General features: G+C 71.4%; 21 protein-coding genes and 1 tRNA gene. 10 read left to right on the top strand and 12 right to left on the bottom strand.

From position 1 onward, the window contains the following. Positions 1-156 precede the first annotated feature (156 nt). The 7 genes from WCE39_RS09785 to dtd all read right to left on the bottom strand — a co-directional run bounded on the left by WCE39_RS09785 (position 157) and on the right by dtd (position 6,469). Positions 157-1,269, bottom strand: coding sequence for an alkene reductase (locus WCE39_RS09785; RefSeq protein ID WP_343276494.1), 1,113 nt, complete (start codon positions 1,267-1,269; stop codon positions 157-159). A 138-nt stretch (positions 1,270-1,407) separates the two neighbouring features. Beyond that, positions 1,408-2,616 (bottom strand): beta-ketoacyl-ACP synthase I, encoded by a 1,209-nt coding sequence (gene fabB / locus WCE39_RS09780; protein WP_343276493.1) that lies wholly within the window; start codon positions 2,614-2,616, stop codon positions 1,408-1,410. Beyond that, positions 2,616-3,131: a bifunctional 3-hydroxydecanoyl-ACP dehydratase/trans-2-decenoyl-ACP isomerase gene (gene fabA, locus WCE39_RS09775; RefSeq protein ID WP_343276492.1), complete on the bottom strand. Its 516-nt coding sequence runs from the start codon at positions 3,129-3,131 to the stop codon at positions 2,616-2,618. The genes fabB and fabA overlap by 1 nt, the downstream gene beginning before the upstream one ends. A 136-nt stretch (positions 3,132-3,267) precedes the next feature. Continuing rightward, positions 3,268-3,343, bottom strand: a tRNA-Ile gene (locus WCE39_RS09770). Positions 3,344-3,481: 138 nt separating this feature from the next. Beyond that, entirely contained in the window at positions 3,482-3,862 is a 381-nt protein-coding gene (locus tag WCE39_RS09765; RefSeq protein ID WP_343276491.1) for a hypothetical protein, read from the bottom strand. A 173-nt stretch (positions 3,863-4,035) separates the two neighbouring features. Continuing rightward, positions 4,036-5,973 (bottom strand): RNA polymerase sigma factor RpoD, encoded by a 1,938-nt coding sequence (gene rpoD / locus WCE39_RS09760; protein ID WP_343276490.1) that lies wholly within the window; start codon positions 5,971-5,973, stop codon positions 4,036-4,038. A 55-nt stretch (positions 5,974-6,028) separates the two neighbouring features. Then, positions 6,029-6,469: a D-aminoacyl-tRNA deacylase gene (gene dtd / locus WCE39_RS09755; protein WP_343276489.1), complete on the bottom strand. Its 441-nt coding sequence runs from the start codon at positions 6,467-6,469 to the stop codon at positions 6,029-6,031. A gap of 45 nt (positions 6,470-6,514) precedes the next feature. Between dtd and WCE39_RS09750 the strand changes: the two genes are divergently transcribed. The 3 genes from WCE39_RS09750 to WCE39_RS09740 are packed head-to-tail and all read left to right on the top strand — an operon-like array spanning position 6,515 to position 9,562. Further along, positions 6,515-7,441, top strand: a complete 927-nt coding sequence (locus WCE39_RS09750) for a lauroyl acyltransferase (protein ID WP_343276488.1) — start codon at positions 6,515-6,517, stop codon at positions 7,439-7,441. After that, entirely contained in the window at positions 7,438-7,971 is a 534-nt protein-coding gene (locus WCE39_RS09745) for a PH domain-containing protein (protein WP_343276487.1), read from the top strand. Before WCE39_RS09750 ends, WCE39_RS09745 begins: the two co-directional genes overlap by 4 nt. 55 nt (positions 7,972-8,026) lie before the next feature. Continuing rightward, positions 8,027-9,562, top strand: coding sequence for a PH domain-containing protein (locus WCE39_RS09740; protein WP_343276486.1), 1,536 nt, complete (start codon positions 8,027-8,029; stop codon positions 9,560-9,562). A gap of 36 nt (positions 9,563-9,598) precedes the next feature. Here WCE39_RS09740 and WCE39_RS09735 read toward each other — a convergent pair whose 3' ends face one another. Together WCE39_RS09735 and WCE39_RS09730 are read right to left on the bottom strand one after the other, a co-directional pair. Beyond that, positions 9,599-10,459 (bottom strand): glycosyltransferase family 2 protein, encoded by an 861-nt coding sequence (locus WCE39_RS09735; RefSeq protein WP_343276485.1) that lies wholly within the window; start codon positions 10,457-10,459, stop codon positions 9,599-9,601. Positions 10,460-10,542: 83 nt separating this feature from the next. Next, positions 10,543-11,607, bottom strand: a complete 1,065-nt coding sequence (locus tag WCE39_RS09730) for a CDP-glycerol glycerophosphotransferase family protein (protein ID WP_343276555.1) — start codon at positions 11,605-11,607, stop codon at positions 10,543-10,545. Between the two features lie 7 nt (positions 11,608-11,614). Here WCE39_RS09730 and WCE39_RS09725 point away from each other — a divergent pair, with 7 nt between their 5' ends. The 3 genes from WCE39_RS09725 to WCE39_RS09715 all read left to right on the top strand — a co-directional run bounded on the left by WCE39_RS09725 (position 11,615) and on the right by WCE39_RS09715 (position 15,375). After that, positions 11,615-12,418, top strand: coding sequence for a glycosyltransferase family 2 protein (locus WCE39_RS09725; RefSeq protein ID WP_343276484.1), 804 nt, complete (start codon positions 11,615-11,617; stop codon positions 12,416-12,418). A 9-nt stretch (positions 12,419-12,427) separates the two neighbouring features. Beyond that, complete coding sequence (gene asnB / locus WCE39_RS09720; RefSeq protein ID WP_343276483.1) at positions 12,428-14,362, top strand: asparagine synthase (glutamine-hydrolyzing); 1,935 nt, start codon at positions 12,428-12,430, stop codon at positions 14,360-14,362. An 89-nt stretch (positions 14,363-14,451) separates the two neighbouring features. Further along, positions 14,452-15,375: a glycosyltransferase family 2 protein gene (locus WCE39_RS09715; protein ID WP_343276482.1), complete on the top strand. Its 924-nt coding sequence runs from the start codon at positions 14,452-14,454 to the stop codon at positions 15,373-15,375. Here WCE39_RS09715 and rsmB read toward each other — a convergent pair. Next, entirely contained in the window at positions 15,372-16,691 is a 1,320-nt protein-coding gene (rsmB, locus tag WCE39_RS09710) for a 16S rRNA (cytosine(967)-C(5))-methyltransferase RsmB (RefSeq protein ID WP_343276481.1), read from the bottom strand. The genes WCE39_RS09715 and rsmB overlap by 4 nt on opposite strands. 83 nt (positions 16,692-16,774) lie before the next feature. Here rsmB and WCE39_RS09705 point away from each other — a divergent pair, with 83 nt between their 5' ends. Beyond that, positions 16,775-17,530 carry a class I SAM-dependent methyltransferase gene (locus WCE39_RS09705; RefSeq protein WP_343276480.1) on the top strand — a complete coding sequence of 252 codons (756 nt, stop codon included), beginning with the start codon at positions 16,775-16,777 and terminating at the stop codon, positions 17,528-17,530. Here the strand turns inward: WCE39_RS09705 and fmt are convergent. Together fmt and def are read right to left on the bottom strand one after the other, a co-directional pair. After that, on the bottom strand, positions 17,527-18,453 hold the full coding sequence (fmt, locus tag WCE39_RS09700) for a methionyl-tRNA formyltransferase (protein ID WP_343276479.1): 927 nt from the start codon (positions 18,451-18,453) through the stop codon (positions 17,527-17,529). The genes WCE39_RS09705 and fmt overlap by 4 nt on opposite strands. A gap of 24 nt (positions 18,454-18,477) precedes the next feature. Further along, positions 18,478-18,993 (bottom strand): peptide deformylase, encoded by a 516-nt coding sequence (def, locus tag WCE39_RS09695; RefSeq protein ID WP_343276478.1) that lies wholly within the window; start codon positions 18,991-18,993, stop codon positions 18,478-18,480. A gap of 140 nt (positions 18,994-19,133) precedes the next feature. Between def and WCE39_RS09690 the strand changes: the two genes are divergently transcribed. From WCE39_RS09690 to WCE39_RS09680, 3 genes are all read left to right on the top strand, one after another. Further along, complete coding sequence (locus WCE39_RS09690; RefSeq protein WP_343276477.1) at positions 19,134-20,312, top strand: LysM peptidoglycan-binding domain-containing protein; 1,179 nt, start codon at positions 19,134-19,136, stop codon at positions 20,310-20,312. Between the two features lie 75 nt (positions 20,313-20,387). After that, positions 20,388-21,536, top strand: coding sequence for a DNA-processing protein DprA (gene dprA / locus WCE39_RS09685; protein WP_343276476.1), 1,149 nt, complete (start codon positions 20,388-20,390; stop codon positions 21,534-21,536). 27 nt (positions 21,537-21,563) lie between these two features. Continuing rightward, positions 21,564-22,037, top strand: coding sequence for a DUF494 family protein (locus WCE39_RS09680; RefSeq protein WP_343255590.1), 474 nt, complete (start codon positions 21,564-21,566; stop codon positions 22,035-22,037). The last annotated feature ends 66 nt before the right edge of the window (positions 22,038-22,103 follow it).

Genomic DNA, 22,103 nt, shown 5'->3' with positions numbered 1-22,103 from the left:
GCGCGGATCCGGCACCTCGGGCCCATCGCGGTGGAGGTGGGCGACCACGTGGCGTATGGCCAGTCGCTCGGGACGCAGCAGCAGGGCCGGGACGGGCGGGATCGCGCCATGTCGGGACGGTCCCCGCTTCCGATGCCAGTGCCTGCGTTCGCGGCCTCAGGCCGTTTCGGTGTCCCTGCGATAGACGGGATAGTCGGTATAGCCGGCCTTTCCGCCGCCATAGAACGTGGCGCTGTCGCCCTCGGCCAGCGGCCAACCGTTGCGCAGCCGCTCAACCAGATCCGGATTGGCGATGAAGGGACGACCGAAGGCGACCAGGTCGGCAAGGCCGTCCGCCACGTCGGACGCAGCGCGTTCCGGGGTGTAGTTGCCCGCCAGGATCAGGGTGCCTCCGGCATACGCTTCGCGGAACGTGGTGAGGAAGCCTTCGCCGGCCGCGGCCACGATCGCCTCGCGGTTGCTGAGGTGCACGTAGGCCAGGTCACGCGTGGCCAGCTCGCGGGCCAGCGCCAGCCAGGTCTCGGCCTCGCCCTCGAAGGCGGGCATGTCGAAGATGCGGTTGAAGGGCGACAGCCGGATGCCGACGCGATGGCTGCCGATGGCGGCGGCTACCGCATCGACGGTCTCGAGCACGAAGCGCAGCCGGTTGCCGATGTCCTTGCCGCCGTAGCCGTCGTCGCGCGTATTGAGTCCGCCGTTGATGAACTGCTCGAACAGGTAGCCATTGGCGCCGTGGATCTCGACGCCGTCGAAGCCGGCCTCGATCGCGTTGCGCGCCGCGGCGACGAAGTGCGCGGTGATACCCGGGATCTCGCCGGTGGCCAGCGCACGCGGGGTGCTGGCCGGCATCTGGCCGGGCGTGCCGTCCTCGCGGTAGCCGAAGGCCTGGACGCCCTCGGCCGCCTGTGCCACCGCGCCCACGGGCGCGCGCTCGCCGGGCTGCAGCGACACGTGCGACAGGCGCCCCACGTGCCAGAGCTGTGCGAACACGGCACCACCTTCGGCGTGCACCGCCGCGGTGACCGCCTTCCAGCCGGCCACTTGGGCCCTGGTATGCAGGCCGGGCGTGAACAGGTAGCCGCGCGCCTGCTCGGACACCTGCGCCCCTTCGGTGACGATCAGGCCGGCGCCGGCGCGCTGCGCGTAATAGGTGGCGGTCAACGCGTCTGGCACGGTGCTGACGGCGCGGGAGCGGGTCATGGGGGCCATTACGATGCGGTTGCGCAGCGCCAGGCCGCCAAGGTCGAAGCGGTCGAAAAGAGTGCTCATGAAGGGTCCCGATGGTTCCAGTGACGTATGCATCCAATCTACGTCGCCGGCACCCGTCGGGGGTGCGCGGCCATGGAACGATGGGTCCCGGACGACGCGTATCGCGGCGCCGCGCGGGCGCCGCGAACGCCAGTGCCATCAGACGCGCGCGAACACCAGGCTACCGTTGGTTCCGCCGAAGCCGAAGCTGTTCGACATCACCGTATCCAGCTTCGCGTCGCGGCTTTCGCGCACGATCGGGAAACCTTCGGCGCGCGGATCGAGCTCGTCGATGTGCGCCGAACCCGCGATGAAGCCGTCGCGCATCATCAGCAGGCTGTAGATCGCTTCGTGCACGCTGGCCGCGCCGAGCGAATGCCCGGTCAGCGCCTTGGTCGAGGACAGCGGCGGCATCCGGTCGCCGAACGCCGCGCGCACGGCCTCGAGTTCGACGATGTCGCCAAGCGGCGTCGAGGTGCCGTGGGTGTTGAGGTAGTCCACCGGCGCGTGCACCGTGGCCAGCGCATTCTGCATGCAGCGCACCGCGCCTTCGCCACTGGGCGCGACCATGTCGGCGCCGTCGGAGGTCACGCCATAGCCGACCAGCTCGGCGTGGATCGTGGCGCCGCGGGCCTTGGCGTGTTCATACTCCTCGAGCACCAGCATGCCGCCGCCGCCGGCGATGACGAAGCCGTCGCGGCCGGCGTCGTAGGGACGCGAGGCCACCGCCGGCGTGTCGTTGTAGCCGGATGAAAGCGCGCCCATGGCATCGAACATGACGCTCATCGCCCAATGCTCTTCTTCGCCGCCGCCGGCGACGACCACGTCCTGGGCCCCGTGGCGGATCAGGTCCGCGCCGGCGCCGATGCAGTGCGCGGAGGTGGCGCAGGCGGCCGAGATCGAATAGCTCAGGCCAAGGATCCCGAACGCGGTGGCCAGCGTGGCCGACACCGTCGAGCACATCGTGCGCGGCACCATGTACGGGCCGACCTTGCGCGCGCCCTTGGCGCGCAGCAGGTCGGCGGTGGCGACCTGCCACTCGGCCGAGCCACCGCCGGAACCGGCGATCACGCCCACGCGCGGATTGCTCACCTGCTCGGCGGACAGCCCCGCGTGCGCGATCGCGTCGCGCATCGCCACCCAGGCGTACGCCGCGGCGTCGCCCATGAAGCGCTTGCGCTTGCGATCGATCTCGGCGTCGAGGTCGATCACCGGCACGCCGGCGACCTGGCTGCGCAGGCCGAGCTCGGCGTACTCCGGGGCCGCGGTGATGCCACTGCGACCCTCGCGCAGCGCGCGTGAGACGTCATCGAGCTTGTTTCCAAGGCAGGACACGATGCCCATGCCTGTCACGACTACGCGGCGCATCAGATCTCCTCCAGATCCTTGAACAGGCCGACCCGCATGCTGCGGACGACATAGATTTCCTTGTCGTCGACGAAGGTGCGGCCGTCGGCGATCACCAGCGGTACCTTGCCGCGCATCACGCGCTTGATGTCGATCTCGTAGCGCACGCGCTTCGCGCTCGGAAGCACCTGGCCGGAAAACTTGAGTTCGCCGCAGCCCAGCGCGCGACCGCGGCCGGGTTCACCCAGCCAGGGCAAGTAGAAACCGGCAAGCTGGAACATCGCGTCAAGGCCGAGGCAGCCGGGCATCACCGGGTCGCCCAGGAAGTGGCATTCGAAAAACCACATGGAGGGATCGATGTCGAGCTCGGCGACGATCACGCCCTTGCCGTAGGCACCGCCCTCGCTTGCGATGTGGGTGATGCGATCCATCATCAGCATCGGCGGGGCCGGCAGGCGGGCATTGCCTTCGCCGAACATTTCACCGCGGCCACAGGCCAGCAGTTGCTCACGGTCGATGGAAGAAGGACGCGTCATGGGACTCCCGGGTCAGTGCGGCGCAGGCGCCGGAAAGGCCGACATTGTGCACCACGCCGGCGGCGGCGGACCTGATCCCGGTCAGCGATGGGCCGCGGCGGCGGAATTCGTTGCGCGTGCGGATGGTGCAGCTGGTTGGTGGGCCCACCAGGACTCGAACCTGGAACCAAAGGATTATGAGTCCTCTGCTCTGACCATTGAGCTATAGGCCCGCAGCGCCAATTGTAGGCCGGCGCTGCGCGCCGCAAAAAAAGAATCGCGCGACCGCGACCAGACGACGAGGACTGGCCACGACCGCGCGACACGATCCCGCGACGGAACCCGTCGCAAGGTTCGTTGCTGCAGACGGATTACATGCCGTCGGTGTTGTTCTCGCCGTCTGCGGCCGCGTTGGCCTCTTCGGCGGCGTCCTGCGCCTGTTCGGCGGCGTCGGCGGCCTTCTCGGCGGCGTCGGCGAGGTCGTCGCGGCGGGTCAGCTCGTCACCGGTGTCGACCTGGCCGGCGATGTGGGCGGATGCATCCGCGGCGGCGTCGGCGGCATCCGCGGCGGCCTGGGCCGACTGCGCGGCGGCCATGTCGCCGGTCGTCGACGCGTGCTGCGCGGCTTCATGCGCCTCGGTCGCCGATTCGGCGGCTTCCTGGGCGGAGTTGGCGGCCTGGTCGGTGTTGCTGCAGGCCGCGAGGGCGGTGGCGAAGCCGAGGGCGAGAAGGGTCTTGGCAGTGGTGTTCATGGAGGTCTCCTGTTTCGGGCGCCGTGGTGCGCCGTGATCGTCACCTTGCACGTCCGCATGTGCGGGCCGCGCGAAGGTCCCCCGACGGGCGGGGGCTGCATTCAGGTTTCCGGACCCCCAACGCAAAAGCCCCGCCATGGGCGGGGCTTTGCCTGGTGCACGCGCTGCGCGGCCTACTCGATATCGAGGAAGCTCCGCAGCTGCTCCGAACGGCTCGGATGGCGCAGCTTGCGCAGCGCCTTGGCCTCGATCTGGCGGATGCGCTCACGGGTGACGTCGAACTGCTTGCCGACCTCTTCCAGCGTGTGGTCGGTGTTCATGTCGATGCCGAAGCGCATGCGCAGCACCTTGGCCTCCCTCGGAGTGAGGCCGGCCAGCACGTCGTGCACGGTCTCGGAGAGGTTGGTGTTGGTGGTCGCGTCGATCGGGGACTCCACGTTGGTGTCCTCGATGAAGTCGCCCAGGTGCGAGTCCTCGTCGTCGCCGATCGGGGTCTCCATGGAGATCGGCTCCTTGGCGATCTTCATCACCTTGCGGATCTTGTCCTCGGGCATCTCCATTTCCTTGGCCAGCTCCTCCGGCGTGGCCTCGCGGCCGAACTGCTGGAGCATCTGGCGGGAAATGCGGTTCAACTTGTTTATGGTCTCGATCATGTGCACCGGGATGCGGATGGTGCGCGCCTGGTCGGCGATCGAGCGGGTGATGGCCTGGCGGATCCACCAGGTGGCATAGGTCGAGAACTTGTAGCCGCGGCGGTATTCGAACTTGTCGACCGCCTTCATCAGGCCGATGTTGCCCTCCTGGATCAGGTCCAGGAACTGCAAGCCGCGGTTGGTGTACTTCTTGGCGATCGAGATCACCAGGCGCAGGTTGGCCTCGACCATTTCCTTCTTGGCCTTGCGCGCCTTGGCTTCGCCGATGGCCATGGTGCGGTTGATCTCGCGCAGGTCGGCCAGCGTCACCATCATGCCCTTTTCGATGGCGATGGTCGCTTCCTGGCCGGCGACGATCTGGTCCTTGACGTCACGCAGGCCGCTGGCCCACTTCTGCTTGCGCTTGAGCAGCTCGTCGACCCACTCGAGGTTGGTCTGGTTGCCGTCCCAGGCGCGGATGAAGTCCTTGCGCGGCATCTTCGCCACGCGCGTGGACAGGTCGAGGATGCGGCGCTCGTGGTCCTTGATCTCGCCGACCACGTCGCGCAGCTCGCGGACCAGGACGTCGGTCAGCGGCAGCGGCAGCTTGAAGCTGGTGAAGGTGGCCGCCATTTCCTCGCGCAGCTTGAGCGCCGCCTTGGCGGTCGGGCCGCCCTTGGCCACGGCCTTCTGGAACTTGGCGTAATTGGCGCCCATCTCTTCCATGCGGCGCCCGACCTCGGCCGGATCGGGACCGGTGGGGCCGGTTTCCTCCGCGGCGGTGTCGTCCTTTTCGTCCTTGTCGTCTTCCTCCTCGCCATCCGCATCGGCGTCATCGTCGGACGCCTTCGCATCAGACGCCTTCGCGTCCGAGGCCTTCGCGTCCGGTGCTTCCGCGGCGGCGGCGGCGGCGGCCGGTGGCGCGACCGGCGGCGGCACGGGATCGTCAAGGCCGTCGGTGAAGCCGACCACGATCTCGGGCAGGCGCTTCTTGCCGGCCTTGTGCAGCTCGTAATCCTCGAGCAGGTGCGCGACCGCGCCCGGGAAGGTCGCCAGGGCGGCGTTCATCTGGTTCAGGCCTTCCTCGATGCGCTTGGCGATGGCGATCTCGCCTTCGCGGGTCAGCAGCTCCACCGTGCCCATTTCGCGCATGTACATGCGCACCGGGTCGGTGGTGCGGCCGCCCTCGCCGTCGAGCGCGGTCAGGGTGGCGGCGGCCTCCTCGGCGGCGGTGTCGTCGACCTCGCGGCCGCCGCTGGACTCGCCAGCCAGCAACAGCGTTTCGGCATCCGGGGTGGTTTCATGCACCTGGATGCCCATGCTGTTGATCATGCCGATGATGTCTTCCAGCTGCTCCGGATCGACAAGGTCGTCGGGCAGGTGGTCGTTGACTTCGGCATAAGTGAGGTAGCCCTGCTCGAGACCCTTCGAGATCAGGATCTTGATGTCGGACTGCGGGGCTGGACGCTCGATCGCCATGTGGCGCGCACCATGGAAAAGGGGAACCCGTAATTATACCATTCCGCGCGAGGGCTCAGGACCGCAGCAGGAAGGTGGTTGGCCCGTCATTGACCAGGCTTACCGTCATATGGGCCCCGAAGCGGCCAGTTTCCACCCCCCCGGCATGAAGCCGGCGGCATTCGGCGGCCAGGGCGCTGAACGTGCGTTCAGCCTCGTCCGGCGGAGCGGCGGTACTGAAGCCCGGGCGCAGGCCCGAACGCGTGTCCGCGGCCAGGGTGAACTGGCTGACCAGCAGCAGCCCGCCCCCGGTATCGGCGAGCGAGCGGTTCATGCGTCCGGCGGCATCGGCGAACATCCTGTAGGCCAGCAGCCGCGGCGCCATCTTTGCAACCTGCGCGGCGCCGTCGCCCGGCTCGATGCCCGCGAGCACCAGCAGCCCCGGACCGATGGCGCCCACGGTTTCGCCGTCCACCTCGACCCCGGCACGGGTCACGCGCTGCAGCAGCAGGAGCATCGCAATCGCACCTCGGGGACGGGATCCGGCGGATAGACTCTAGCGATGACCGAGTTCCCCGCAAGCATGCTGCACGCCGCCGCGTCCGCCGTCGGGCGCCTGCCCTGGCCCGTGCAGCGCGCGCTGGGCGACCTGCTGGGCTGGCTGGCGCGCACGCTGCGCACGCGCGAGAGCGTGGTGGCGCTGCGCAACCTGGAGCTGGCGATGCCCGCGCTGGACCCCGCGGCGCGCGCCCGGCTGCATCGCGAGGTGATGCGCACCACCGGCCGCCAGATGGTCGAGACCCTGCGCCTGTGGACCCGCCCCCACGCGGGAAACCTGGCGCTGGTCCGCGAGTCGCATGGCGAAGCGCTGTTCGATGCCGCGCTCGCCGCCGGCCGGGGCGTGATCGTGGCCGCGCCGCACCATGGCAACTGGGAGCTGCTCAACCAGTGGCTGGCCGCCCGCACGCCGCTGGCGATCCTGTACAAGCCGCCGGAGTCGGCCATCGGCGAGGCCTTCCTGCGCCGCGTCCGCGCCGACACCGACACCGGCCGCATCACCCAGGTGCGGGCCGAAGGCCCCGGCATACGCCAGCTCTACAAGACCCTCAGGGACGGCGGCGTGGTCGGGATCCTGCCCGACCAGCAGCCCAAGGCCGGCGACGGCGTGTTCGCCCCCTTCTTCGGCGTGCAGGCGCTCACGATGACCCTGCTCTCGCGCCTGGCCGAACGCAGCGGCGCGACGGTGCTGTTCTGCAGCTGCGAACGGCTGGACGGGCCGGGGCTTGCCTATGCACTGCGCATCGACCCGGCGCCGGCGGGCATCCATGACCGCGACACCGCGGTCTCGGTCACCGCGCTCAACGCGGGCGTCGAAGCCATGGCGCGCCGCGCACCGGCCCAGTACCAGTGGACCTACAAGCGCTACAAACTGCGCCCGCCCGGAAGCGGCGAAGACAATCCCTACCGCGACCTGGAGCGCCGGCGATGAGCGAGTCACCCGTGCAGGCCGCGCCGCCCGACGGCGCGCCGGATCCGCCGCCCGGGGGCTGGCAGCCGCTGCCGCCGCGCGCGCGCAGCCTCCTGCTGCTCTCCCACGGCGCCGGTTGGGGCGGCCTGGCGCTGGCCAGCCTGGTGCCCATCGGGCTGCTGCTTCCCACGCCCCTGCCGGCGCTGCCCCTGGCGCTGGCCAGCCTGGTGCTGCTGCCGGCCTGGGGCCTCTGGCTGGCCCTCCGCCACTACCGCTACGCGCGCTGGCTGCTCGACGACACCGGCCTGGGCTACCGCCGCGGGCGCATGTGGCAGGTCGAGACCCGCGTCCCGAGGACGCGCGTGCAGCACGTCGACCTCAAGCACGGGCCGCTGGAACGGCGCTTCCGGCTGGCAACGCTGGTGGTGCATACCGCGGGAACCCGCGACAGTGCGGTGGCGCTGGCCGGACTGGATGCCGACGACGCGGCACGGCTGCGCGACCTGCTCGCCCGGCAGGTGGACGACGACGACGATGCACGCGCCGCCTGAGCCCGGCGCCCCGCGGCCGGTCGCTCCCGACGCGTCCCGCGCGGCGACCGCCCCTTTGCGCGCGCCCGCGCCCACGCCGGTCGGCGGTGACGAACGCCGCCTCCATCCGTGGTCGTGGCTGTTCGTGCTGCTGCAGCAGCTGCGCCAGTTCATCGTCCCGCTGCTGGTGCTGGTGTTCCTCGGCCGCGGCGACCGCTACGCGCTCTGGCCGCTGGTGGGCGTGGCGGCGCTCGCGGCGGCATCGGTGTGGCGTTACTGCACCTACCGCTACCGGGTCGATGGCGATCGCCTGGTGGTGCGCGAGGGCCTGTTCGAACGGCAGGTCCGGCAGGTCCCGTTCGCCCGGATCCACAACGTCGCGCTGCACCAGACGCTCCTGCATCGCCTGTTCGGCGTGGCCGAAGTGCGCCTGGAGTCGGCCGGTGGCACCAGGCCGGAGGCCGAGATGCGCGTGCTGCGCATGGAGGACGCGCTGGCGCTGGAGCGGCTGATCCGGGGCCATGGCGTGGCCGGGCCCGACGCCGATGCGAATCCCGACCCGTGTGCGGCTGCGGGCGAGGCCGCCGGTGCCGTCGCCACCGGCGAAGGCCGGCTCCTGCTCGCGCTGCCGGGCGCGGAACTCGTGCGCCTGGGCCTGGTGAGCAACCGCGGCATGGTGGTGGTGGCCGGCGCATTCGCCCTGTCCTGGCAGGCGCTGCCCGACAGGATGCTCGCGGTCGCGGTGCAGGATGCCGCGGGCAGGATCTTCGGCTACGCCAGCAGCCTGGCCGAGGGCACGGTGGCACGCGCGGCGGCGATGGCCCTGGTGGTGGTGCTGGCGCTTGCACTGCTGCGCCTGCTTTCGGTGGCACTCGCGCTGCTCCAGTACCACGGCTTCCGGCTGCTGCTGCAGGGCCGCCGCCTGACGGTGGAGCGCGGGCTGCTGACGCGCATCCGCACCAGCGCGCCGCGGCGCCGTATCCAGTCCTGGTCCCTGCGCGAAGGGCTGTTCCACCGCTTGCTGCGGCGGCGCTCGCTGCACGTCGATACCGTCGCCAGCGCCGGCGAAGGCGGCGAGCAGCGCGGGCTGCGCGAGCTGGCGCCGATCGCCACGCCGGCAGCCTGCGACGCCCTGGTCCGCGACGTGCTGCCGGGTGCGACCTGGCCACCGGTGGGATGGCGGCGGCTGCATCCACGCGCCTGGCAGCGGCTGGCGCTGCCCGGGCTCGCGCTGTCCGGGATCGCGACCATCGCCGCCTGCCGCTACGCCGGGCCGGTGGGGCTGCTGGCCCTGGCCTGGGCGCCGTGGGCGGTGCACGCGGCGCGCCAGCATGCGCGGCGCGCGGGCTACGCGCTCGACGCCCGCCTGGTGGCCGTGCGCCAGGGCTGGTGGGCACGGCAGTGGCGCTTCGCCGAGATCGACAAGCTGCAAGCCTTGCGCCTGGAGCAGTCGCCGCTGGACCGCTGGTTCGGCATGGCGACGCTGTCGCTCGACACCGCCGGGGCCAGGCCCACGACCCTGCTGCGCCTGCGCTTCATGCCCGAGGCCGAGGCACGGGCGCTCCACGGGCGCCTGGCGCGGGAGCTCGCGCGGCTGCCCCTGCGCTGGTGAAGGCCGGCGGCGGAGAGCCGCAACGGCCTGGCGTCATCAGGCCACGGCACCCACCAGCGCGACCCCGGGCCGGGGCCCGGGCTGGATCCCGGACTCCGTCCACGTCCGTCCATGGCGGCGCGTCTCCGCGCGCAGCGCGCGGTTGAAGGCGATGCCTTCCGGGGTCACGTAGCCGCGTGGGTGGTCCAGGTGGACGACGATCGCACGGTGTCGGATGCGCTTGCCCCGGATGCCGGCGTTCTCCAGCCGCTCGCCGAACTCGCGATCCTCGCCGCCGTAGCGCATGCGCCGGTCGAAGCCGTTGGCGGCCAGCACGTCCCGGGTCCAGGCCGACGCGTTGTGGCCGTTCCAGCTCGCGCGCGCGGTGCTGACCACGTCGAGCAGGCGCGCGGCGGTCGGGCCCGCGGTGAGCTTGCGGTCACGCGGCGTGCGCGGCATGCCGCGGGCGTGCAGCCAGCGCGCGTCGAAGCAGCGCTGCTCGCGGATGTCGTCGGCGGTGATCGCCTCGCTCGTCGCCATCGGCAGCTTGTGGTACCCACCCGAGAGGAAGCGGCCCGGCGCGCGCTCGCGCAGGTGGGTGGACACGAAGTCGGCGCGCGGGATGCAGTCGCCGTCGGTGAACACCAGGTAGTCCGAACGCGCGGCGCTGATCGCCATGTTCAGCGCATCGCACTTGCGGAAGCCATCGTCGGGCTGCCAGAGGTGGCGCACGGGCATGGGCAGCAGCGGCGCCAGCGCCAGCACGCGTTCGCGCGTGCGGTCGTCGCTGCCATCGTCGGCGACCAGGACCTCGAAGTCGGCGCGATCCTGGGCGGCGAACCCCAACAGCACCTTTTCAAGCCAGTCGGGCTGGTTGAATGTGGTGAAGATGACGCTCGCGGCGCTCGCACGATCCATCCCGGCATCATCGCAGGGATCACGGGCCCGGGGCATCCGCCGGGCCCGCCCTGGCCGCGGAATCCGTGACCCGCCGCGCGGCGTCAGCGCCCCGCCGGTCCCCAGTACCCCAGCTCGCGGCGAATCTGCAGGCTCCGGTACGCGGCGGAGAGCGGCCGCCGGCGAAGCGGCCCCAGCGCGCCGGCCAGCAGCGCGTCGGCCGCGGCGATGACGCGCTGCGACGAGCGGCCGTCGCGGTAGGGATGGATGCGGTCCGCATAGGCCGCGAGCGCCTCGCACAGCGCCGGCGCCGGCGCGAAGGCCTGCGCAAGCATCGCGGGCAGGGCGGCCGGATCGTCGAAATCGAGCATGTGCGGCTTCGGCGCGCGGTTGCGGAAGGTCACCACCGGCTTGCGCTGGACCACGAACTCGCTGACCACCGAGGTGGTGTCGGCCACCAGCACGTCGGCCGCGCGCTCGGCGCTGACCAGCTGCTCGGCCTCGACAAAGGCGGCGTTGGCACCTGCCAGGGCGCGGTAGCGCTCGACCAGCCCCGGCGCGCACTTCGGATGCAGGGTCAGCAGCCAGTACCGGTCGCCCGAGGCCACCTGCGCTGCGATCGCTTCGTAGAGCTGCGGCGCGGCGCTCAGGCGCTCGGTGAAAGTGGAGGCGAACATGACGATTTCGCGCCCGCGGGCGTGCGCCCGCAGCCGCGCCGCCAGCGGATCCTCCGGCGAGAACAGCGGGTCGAGCTTGGGCCAGCCGGTTTCGACCACCTTGAAATGCCCTTCCCGCTCGGCCAGTGCGTGGAAGGGCGCGGTGGTGGCCGGCCCCTGCGTGCAATACAGGTCGAACAGGCCGCGCAGCCGGAAGTGGCCGCGGGCATCGTCGCGCTTCTCGACGTTGAAGCCGTGGAACAGCTGCACCTTGGCACCGGCCACGAACGGCGGCACCCAGTTGGCGGCGCTGAACACCGCGCGCGGACGCAGGCGCACCGCCTCGCGCGCGCTGCCGACCCTGTGCACCGGTGCCGGCAGGCGCGACTCCGCCGCGCCATCCACCAGCCAGGCATGCACGGCGTGTCCGGCGCCTTGCAGGGCATCGGCCAGCGGCTGCAGGATGGGCAGCCCGTAGCGCTCGGTCGCGAACAACAGGTAGTCCGCCATCAACACCTCCGTGAGCCAAGGCCCCGCCCTCTCGGCCTGCATTATCGCGTTCAACGAAGCCGACCGGATCGGCGACTGCCTGGCGTCGCTCGCATTCTGCGACGAGATCGTGGTCGTGGACTCGTTTTCCACCGACGCTACCGCCAATATCGCCCGCGCGGCCGGCGCGCGCGTGCTGCAGCGCCGCTTCGATGGCTTCCGCAGCCAGAAGGCGTTTGCAGTCGAACAGGCCAGCCATGACTGGGTGCTGTGCCTGGATGCGGACGAGCGCGTGGGCGACGCGCTGCGTGAGTCGATCCAGTCCGCGCGCGCTGGCGGGCTACGGGACGCCGCCGGCTACCGCTTCGCGCGCCTGGACAACTACTTCGGCCGGTTCCTGCGCCATGGCAACGCCTATCCCGACCGCGTGCTGCGGATGTTCGACCGCCGCCGCGGCGGCTGGCGCGGCACCCGCGAAGTGCACGAGGCAGCCAGCGTCGACGGCCCGGTCCACACCCTGGCCGGCGACCTCATCCACTATCCCTACCGGTCGCTGGAACAGCAGCTGGCCAAGACCGGCCGCTATGCGCGGATGATGGCCGAACACGACTTCGCCCGCGGCAAGCGCGCATCGCTGGCAAAGCTGGTGCTGTCGCCGGGGTGGCGCTTCCTGCGTGGCTACGTGCTGCGCGCCGGCTTCCTCGACGGCTGGCACGGCCTGGTCTACGCCTATGTGCGCGCCAACTACGTGCGCCAGAAGACGATCATGCTGTGGCTGCTGCAGAACGGGCAGCCCGTGGCGACGCCGCCGCGCGCCGGCCCGGCGCAGGACTGAGGCGGCACCATGTGCGGAATCGCAGGCGCCTGGACGCCCGGTCCGGAGGATCCCGGCGTGCTGCATGCGCTGGGCGCGGCGATGGGCGTGGCCATTGCGCATCGTGGCCCCGACGATGCCGGAACCTGGGCCGATGCCGAAGCCGGGCTGGTGCTCTCGCACCGCCGCTTGGCGATCCTCGACCTGAGCCCGGCGGGCCACCAGCCGATGGCGTCGGCCGACGGACGATGGCTGCTGGCCTACAACGGCGAGGTCTACAACCACGCCGAGCTGCGTGCCGAGCTGGCGGCACTCGGGGTCGCGTTCCGCGGACACTCCGACACCGAGGTGCTGCTGGAAGCGATCGCACGCTGGGGCGTGGACGCGGCGCTGGCGCGCGCCAACGGCATGTTCGCCTTCGCCGCCTGGGACACGCAGGCCCGCACGCTGTGGCTGGCGCGCGACCGCGTCGGCAAGAAGCCGCTCTATTACGGCTGGTGCGGCGACGGCAGCTTCGTCTTCGGCAGCGAACTGGCGGCGCTGCGTGCGCATCCCGCGCTGAAGGTTGAGGTCGATCCCGACGCGCTGGCACTGCTGTTGCGCTTCGACTACATCCCCGCGCCGCACGCGATCCTGCGCGGCGTGCACAAGCTGGGCGCCGGCCGCCTGCTGTGTGTCGACGGCGCGCGCCTCCACGCCGGCGCCGCCGGCCACGACCCGACGCGCGACCAGCAGGCCTGGTGGAACGCCCGCGAGCGGCAGGAGGCCGCGATCGACCGCGGTTTCGACGGCGACGAGGCCGCCGCGACCGACGCCCTGGACGCCCTCCTGCGCGACGCGACCGCGCTGCGCATGGAGGCCGACGTGCCGCTGGGGGCGTTCCTCTCTGGCGGCACCGACTCCTCCTTGGTGACCTCGCTGATGCAGGCGCAGTCGATGCGCCCGGTGCGCACCTTCTCGATCGGGTTCGACAACGCCGTCCACGATGAAAGCGCGCATGCCGCGGCCGTGGCCAAGCACCTCGGCACCGAGCACACCGCGCTGCACGTGGACGGCCATGCCGCGCTCGAGCTGGTGCCGTCGATGCCGCGGGTGTTCGACGAGCCGTTCGCCGACTCCTCGCAGCTGCCGATGACCCTGCTGTGCAGCCTCACACGCCGCCACGTCACCGTCGCGCTGTCCGGCGATGGCGGCGACGAGCTGTTCTTCGGCTACGGCCGCTACGCGCGCGCGCTGCGCAACCAGCGCATGGCCGAACGGATACCGGCGCCGATGCGTAGCCTGCTTGGCGATGACCGCGGCGAGGCCGCCCGCCTGGGCGGCGTGGCGGCGCTGCGCGCGGCGCTGGCGGCCACGGGCGTGCAGGACATCGCGCGCCAGCGCGTGCAGCGCTGGCGCAACCCCGAAGCCGTGGTTGCCGGCGCGCGCCGCAGGGCCACCGCCTACGACGATCCAGTAGCCGTGCCGCGCAACGGCACCCCGGCCGACACGCTGATGGCGCTCGACTTCGCCTGCTACCTGCCCGAGGACGTTCTCACCAAGGTCGACCGCGCGAGCATGGCCGCGTCGCTGGAGGCGCGCGCACCGCTGCTGGACTGGCGCGTGGCCGAATTCGCCTGGTCGCTGCCGCTGGACATGAAGTGGCGCGACGGCCAGCTCAAGCACCTGCCGAAGCGGCTGCTGGGCCGCTACCTGCCTGACGACCTGGTGCAGCGCCCGAAGTCCGGCTTCGGCGCCCCGGTAGGCGACTGGCTGCGTGGCCCGCTGCGCGAATGGGGCGAGGCCCAGCTCGACGAACGCCGGCTGCGCGAGGAAGGGCATTTCGATCCGGTGCCGGTACGCGCGCTGTGGAACGCGTTTCAGGCCGGCGAGCGCAAGTGGCACACCCACCTCTGGGGCGTGCTGATGTTCCAGGCCTGGCTGGAACACGACGGCCGCCCCGGGGCGCCGTTGACACGGGCTTAACACTCGCAGCAACACGCTCACGCGCAGAGCGCGTTACCTGTCAGGGGGCAGGCGACGAGGCGACCACCTCCATACCGGCACGGCCCCGCATGCCTTTCCGCATCCCCCGCCCCCCCTCACGCACCCGGCATGCGCCACCGGCGTCCATCAGCCTGCTGGTGACGACCTACAACTGGAAGCAGGCGCTGCAGCGCGTGCTCGAAAGCGCGGCGCGGCAGACCCGCCTCCCGGACGAGGTGGTCGTCGCCGACGACGGCTCCCGCAGCGACACCGCGGACCTCGTGGCGTCACTCGCGCGGACCTATCCGGTGCCGCTGCACCATGTCTGGCAGCCCGACAGGGGCTTCCGCGTGGGCCGGGCGCGCAATCTCGCGATCGCCGCGGCCAGCGGTGACTACGTTCTCCTCCTGGACGGCGACATGGTGCTTGAGCGCCACTTCGTGGCCGACCATGCCCGCGCCGCCCGCCGCGGCAGTTTCGTCCAGGGCTCGCGCGTCCTGACCGGCCCCTGCTTCCGCGAACGCATGCTCGCGGATGCCGGCGAGAGGCCGACGCCGCTCGCGCGCGGCGTCACGCGGCGCCGCAACGCGCTGCGCTCGCTGCTGCTGTCGGGCGCGTGGCTGGCCGCCAACCCCACCACCGCGCCGCGCACCATCAAGACCTGCAACCAGGGCTGGTGGCGCAACGACCTGGTGCGCCTCAACGGCTTTGACGAGCGCATGGAGGGCTGGGGCCGCGAGGACGTGGAGCTGGCCTGGCGCGCGCACAACGCCGGCATGGAATGCAGGCAGCTGCGCTTCGCCGGGCTCGCCTACCACCTGCACCACGAGGAGCGACACCAGGAGGGCGCCAGCCCCAACGACCGCTACGTGGCCGAAACCCGGAGGCACCGGCTGACGCGCTGCACGCTCGGCCTTGACGCGCATCCCGTCGCGGTCGGCCGGATACCGCGGCACGACGGCTACGCGCCTGCCGCGACGGAAGACGCGGGCGCCGGCGTAGCCGCAGCCTAGGGCGCAGCCGCCCTGCGCAGACGCGCGACGTAAAAGCCGTCCATGCCGCCTTCGCCGGGCAGGCGCTGCCGCCCCGCGCCACTTTCGCGGCCGAAGCATGCGTCCAACGGTTCGACCGTGGCATCGGCATGGCGGGCGAGGAAGCCCGCGACCTGGCCCGCGTTCTCCGCGGGCAGGATCGAACAGGTGGCATAGAGCAGCACCCCGCCGGGGCGCAACATCGTCCAGGCCGCGTCGAGCAGCCTAGCCTGCAGCGTCACCAGGGCGTCGACGTCCGCGGCGCGCCGATGCAGCAATACGTCGGGCTGGCGGCGGACGATGCCGGTGGCCGTGCAGGGCGCGTCGACCAGGATGGCGTCGAAGGGCTCGCCGTCCCACCACGCGGCCGGATCGGTGGCGTCGGCCACGCGCGTCGCGGCGCCGGGATCGATGCCTTGGCCCAGGCCCAGCCGCCGCCAGGTGTCGCGCACCCGCGCCAGGCGCCGGGCGTCGACGTCGATGGCCAGCAGGCGCAGCGTGGGGTCGCGCTCGAGCAGGTGCGCGGACTTGCCTCCGGGCGCGGCGCAGGCGTCGAGCACGCGCGCGCCCGGCGCCGGCGCCAGGGCGTCGGCCACGGCCTGCGCGGCACCGTCCTGCACCGAGGCGTCGCCATCGGCGAACCCAGGCAGCGTGCCCACGGCGATGGACTGGGGCAGCCGCAGGGCGTCATCCAGCGTCGCCTCGGCCCCGGCCTGGATCCCGGCCGCGTGCAGGCGCGCGAGGTAGCCGTCGCGCGTCCCGCGGCGGCGGTTAACCCGCAACCAGGTCGGCGCCGGCTGCGCGCTGGCCGCGAAGATCGCGTCCGCGTCGTCCGGCCAGTCGGCGCGGATGCGGTCGCGCAGCCAACCGGGCCAGGCATCGGCCGGAGCCGCGGCGGGCAGGCCGTCGCGCTGCGCGCGGCGCAGCAGGGCATTGACCAGCTTCGCCTGGTGCGCGCGGCCGATGCCGCGCGCGGCATCGACGGTTTCGGCCACCGCCGCGTGCGGCGCCAGCCCGAGCGGGTCAAGCTGGGCGAAGCCGACGTGCAGCAGCGCGCGAAGGTCGCCATCGCGGCGGCCGGGCGGCTTCGCCATCCACGCCGACAGCGCGGCGTCGGCGCGCGCATGCTGGCGCAGCGCGGCGAAGCAGATCGCCTCCACCAGCGCGCGGTCGCGCACGTCCTCGATCGAATCAAGGTGCGCTGCGAGCTCGGCGCGCAGCGAGTGCCCGCGATGCAGCACCGCGTCGAGGATGCGCGCGGCCACCACGCGCGGCAGGCTGCCGGATGAAGTCTTCATCCCCGTATTGTCGCGCGATGCGGCGGCCCCGTGCGGGCGGCCATGCCAGACTGGAACGCTCCCGCCCATCGGCCGATCCGTCCATGCCCGACTCGCCAGCCCCGCCGCAGGACGCCGCCACCGGGCGCGCCGACAGCTTCCGCACCGGCTTCGACGGCCGCCGAATGCGCGAATACAAAGGCCTGCCGATCTACGCCGCGCCGGGCCTGCACGAAGCCGCCGCAGCGCTGCTGGGCGCCGCGGTCGAACCGGGCGCGCGGGTGCTGGAGTTCGGCGCCGGCAGCGGTGCGATGTCGCTGCGCCTGGACGACGCCGGCTACCGGGTCACGGCCAGCGACCTGTTCGCGGAAAGCTTCAGGCCCAGGCATGTCCCGTTCGTCGCGGCCGACCTCAACGGCCCGTTCGCGGCGCAGTGGCCGGAAGGCTTCGATGCGGTCATGGCGCTCGAGATCGTCGAGCACCTGGAGAATCCGCGGCACATGCTGCGGCAGATCCGCGCGCTGCTGCCGAAAGGCGGCCGGCTGGTGCTGTCGACGCCGAACATCGCCAATCCGGTCTCGCAGGCGCTGTTCCTGCGCCGCGGCGAGTTCCAGTGGTTCCGGGACGTGGACTACCGCGAGCAGGGCCATATCACCCCGCAGAGCCCCTGGATGCTGGAAAAGGCCCTCGAGGAGGCCGGCTTCGCGATCCGCGGCGAGCAGGCGGTGTCCAACCCGTTCCGGCGCGTGCGCAAGCTGGGCTGGCGCGTGCGCCTGTTGGCGCCGCTGTTCGCGCTGCTGGGCGGATTGCCGCCCACGCGCCGCGGCGAGGTCTGGCTGGTCGAGGCCGAAGCCGTCTAGGAGCCGGGCGCGAGCAGGTCGCGGCGCGCGTTGAGGTAGTCGGCCGCGGCGATCGCCTTGCCGCCGTCGCGCTGCAGCGTGCGGATGCGCAGCGCACCGGTGCCGCAGGCGACATCGATGCCGTCGCGACCGGCGGCCAGCACGGCGCCGGGGGTCGCGCCAGCGGGCGCATCCACGGCGAGGGCCGCATGGATGCGCACGCGCTCGCCGGCCAGCGTGGCTTCCGCCACCGGCCAGGGATTGAAGGCGCGCACCTTGCGCGCCAGCGCTTCGGCCGGCTGCGACCAGTCCAGCTTCGCCTCGGCCTTGTCGAGCTTGTGGGCGTAGGTCACGCCCTGCTCCGGCTGCGGCTGCGGGACCGGGCGGATGCCGGCGCGCAGCAGGCCGAGGCCGTCGGACAGCACCTGCGCGCCAAGGGCGGCCAGGCGGTCGTGCAACTCGCCGCCGGTCTCCTCCCCGCCGATCGCCAGCGACTGCGACAGCAGCACCGGCCCGGTATCCAGGCCCTTTTCCATCTTCATCAGGCAGACGCCTGTCCGGGCATCGCCGGCCTCGATCGCACGCTGGATCGGCGCGGCTCCGCGCCAGCGCGGCAGCAGCGAGGCATGCACGTTCCAGCAGCCGTCTTCGGGAATATCGAGGATCTTCTGCGGCAGCAGCAGGCCGTACGCCACCACCACCATCAGGTCGGGCTTGAGCGCACGCAGCGCATCACGCGCCACCTGCGTCTTCAGGCTTTCGGGCTGCAGCACGGGGATGCCGCGCGCCAAGGCCTCGAGCTTCACCGGCGAAGCCTGCAGTCCGCGGCCACGCCCTGCGGGACGGTCGGGCTGGGTATAGACCGCGACCACTTCCGCCTTGGTGCAGGCCGCGCGCAGGGACGGCACTGCGAACTCCGGCGTGCCCGCGAACACGATCCTCATCGGACCGCGCCCGCGCCGCGGCGATCAGTCGCCATGCCGGCGCAGCTTCTCGTATTTCTTCATCGCGCGGTCGCGCTTGAGCGGCGACAGGTAATCGATGAACAGCTTGCCGTCCAGGTGGTCGACCTCGTGCTGCACGCAGGTGGCCAGCAGGCCGTCGACCGTCATGGTGAACGGCTTGCCGTGGCGATCGAGCGCCTCGACCTCGATGCCGTCGGCGCGGGTGACGTCGGCGAAGATCCCGGGGATCGACAGGCAGCCTTCCTGGTGCACGCGCAACTCGTCCGAGCGCTCGCGGATGACCGGGTTGATGAACACCAGCGGCTGGTCGCGGCCCTCGGTGACGTCGATCACCATGAAGCGCTCGTGGACGTCGACCTGCGTGGCCGCCAGGCCGATGCCGGGTGCCTCGTACATGGTCTCGAACATGTCGTCGAGCAGGCGCTGGAAGGCGGGGTCGGCAACGCCGGCAGCCTCGCGTTCGGCGGCGACCTTGCGCAGGTTCGGGTGGGGGTGTTCGAGGATGGTGATCAGGGACATACAGGTGTGCGATAAAGGAGGCCGCCGTCACAACCGTGCGGCACGGCTTGCAATTGTAGCGCCAGCAGGCTTGCGCCGGATCGGTTCCTGTAGGCATAGTGCGGCCGCTATACGGGGAAATCTCCAAGGGGAGCAAGTAGATGGCCGGCAAGCTTCAGCGCCTTTCTAATGCGCTACGCACGGGTGTTGCGGTGGCGATGCTCACGGTGGCTACGTTCGCGGCGGCCCAGGGCCTGCGCGGCGACCACCCTGATACCTATGTCGTCCAGCGTGGCGACACGCTGTGGGACATCTCGGGCCGCTTCCTCGAGAAGCCCTGGCTGTGGCCGGAAATCTGGCAGGCCAACCCGCAGATCGCCAACCCGCACCTGATCTACCCGGGTGACGTGATCAGCCTGGCGTACCTGAACCGCGTTGGCGTCAGCGTCACGCCGGGCCCGCGGACCGAGGCCGCGCCCGTCAACGCCGTGCCGCTGTCCGAGATCGAGCCCTTCCTCAAGGACCTGCGCGTGGTCGACGACTTCGACCACATGCCCTACGTGGTCGGCCTTGAAGAAGACCGCATGCGCGCCAGCCGCGGCCAGGTCGTCTACGTGCGCGGGCTTGGCGACGCGTCGCCCGGCACCCGCTACGCGGTGCTGCGCCCGACCGTGCGCTACACCCACCTGTTGCGCGCCGGCCTGTGCTGCGACACCTTCGGCAAAGACGACCTCGACGCCACCGGCCGTCGCAGCATCGACTGGGGCCAGTACTGGGCCAACGTGGTCATGCCCGACAAGGGCCAGGAAGTGCTGGGCCACGAACTGATGCGCGTGACCGCCGGCACCCTGACCCGCGGCGAAGTCGGCGGCATCCAGGCCAGCACCCTGCTGCTCGACGAGGAGGGCCGCGAGGTCCGCATCGGCGACCGCGTGGTTGCAGTGGACGCCCAGCCCTACGACCTGCAGTTCTTCCCGCACCCGCCTGCGGTCCAGACCGACTACGGCAAGGCGCGCGTGCTGGCGGTGACCGACATGCTCACCTCCGGCGGCCCGCGCGACGTCATCGCGCTGTCGGTCGGCGCCCGCGAAGGCGTGGACAACGGCACCGTGTTCTCGATCTGGCGCGAAGGCAGCAACACCGTCGACCGCGTCGAGAAGGGCCTGGACCGCGACGAGGACACCGTGTTCTTCGAGAACAAGGTGCGCCTGCCCGACGAATTCGCCGGCCACGTGATGGTGTTCCGCACCTTCGACAAGGTCAGCTATGGCCTGGTCATGGACAGCATCAAGCCGAGCCGCGTCGGCTACCACCTTAAGCATCCGGACGCGACCTACTGACGCGCGGCCTTTCCTGACCTGCACACGCGACGGCGCCCGAGGGCGCCGTCGTCGTATCCGGGCCAGGCTGGGACCATGGACAGCGAAGACACCCTGGCATTGCTACGCCTGCTGGCTGCAGGCGGTCGCAGCGCCCCCCGCCGCAGATTGCTGGAGCACCACGGCAGTCCCCGCGCGGCGCTTGGCGCCGGACGCACCGCCTGGCGTGCCGCCGGCCTGGACACCGCCCAGCAGGGCGCACTGTGCGCCCGCGGCGGTGGCCAGGACCTGCTGCAACGCCAGCGCTGGCTCGATGCCGGATCCGGGCGCAGGCTCATCGGCGTGCAGGATCCGGACTATCCACCCCTGCTGCGTCGCCTGGACACCGCGCCGCTGGCGCTCTGGGTCGTGGGCGACGCCAACCTGCTCTGGCATCCGGCGGTGGCCGTGGTCGGCAGCCGCGCCGCCAGCGCCGGCGGCCTGAGGAACGCCTACGACTTCGCCCGCGCCTTCGCCACGGCCGGCCTGTCGGTATGCAGCGGCATGGCCGCCGGAATCGACACCGCCGCCCACGAGGGCGCGCTCGCGGCGCCCGCCGGGCGCACCGTGGCCGTGCTCGGCACCGCCATCGACCAGCCCTACCCCCGGCGCAACGCCGGGCTCTACCAGGACATCGCCCGCACCGGGGCGGTTGTCAGCGAGCTGCCTCCGGGCTCGGCTTACGGGCGCGGCGCGTTCCCCAGCCGCAACCGGATCCTTATGGGCCTCTCGCTCGGCGTCGTGGTGGTGGAGGCGGCCCTGCGCTCGGGCGCCGCCATCACCGCCCGACTGGCCGGGGAGGCCGGGCGCGAGGTGTTCGCCATCCCGGGCTCGATCCACAACCCCAAGGCCCGCGGCTGCCACCGCCTGATCCGCGACGGCGCCGCCCTCGTGGAATCGCCCGCCGAAGTGGCGCAGGCGCTGGCTCCGCTTGCGATCAGCTACGGCGACGACTTGCGCGGGCGCCTGTCCGTCCCCATGGTTGGGGTCGGGAACAACGCCACGGCGGCCGGCAATGCCGACCCGCCTGCAGGCTCCGACCACCAGCGCTTGTGGCAGGCACTGGGACACGACCCCACCGGTATGGATGAACTGGTCTCACGCACCGCGTTGACGGTTGCGGAGCTAGGCAGCATGCTGCTGCTCATGGAGCTGGAGGGTCGTGTCGCGGTCGAGCATGGCCGGTATTCCCGAAAGTCTCAGTAACGCGCCCGCGGGCGCAGGCCGGGGGAAATGAAAGAAAGCATCCTGGACGTCCTGCTCTACCTGTTCGAACACTATTTCACCGAAGACGCGGACCTCGCCCGCGACCGCGATTCCCTCCAGAGCGGCCTGCTCCAGGCCGGGTTCAGTCCAGCGGAAACCAGCAAGGCCTTCGATTGGCTCGATGCGCTGGCCGCCCAGCGGCCCGGGGACGGCCCGTCGCGCGCCAACGGTCCCACGCGCCTGTTCTCGACCCCGGAAGAGGCGAAGCTGGACGTGGAATGCCGGGGTTTCCTGATGTTCCTCGAGCAGCACGGCGTGATCGACGCCGATCGCCGCGAGCTGGTCGTCGACCGCGCCATGGCGCTCGACCAGGACGAACTCGACCTTGACGACCTCAAATGGGTGGTGCTGATGGTGTTGTTCAACCAGCCAGGCTCCGAGGCCGCGTATGCCTGGATGGAAACCCAGATGTTCCTGGACGAGCCTGAAACTGTGCACTGAAGCAGCGTCGCATCAGTACGCACGGGCGTTGTTCCTGCGAAACCGGCCACTATGCGGCCAGGGGAG

Origin of the sequence: Luteimonas yanweni, from assembly GCF_039548475.1 — a bacterium.
Lineage (GTDB): Bacteria > Pseudomonadota > Gammaproteobacteria > Xanthomonadales > Xanthomonadaceae > Luteimonas.
The sequence above is the reverse complement of the archived record's forward strand: the minus strand, read 5'-3'. Positions and strand labels throughout refer to the sequence as shown.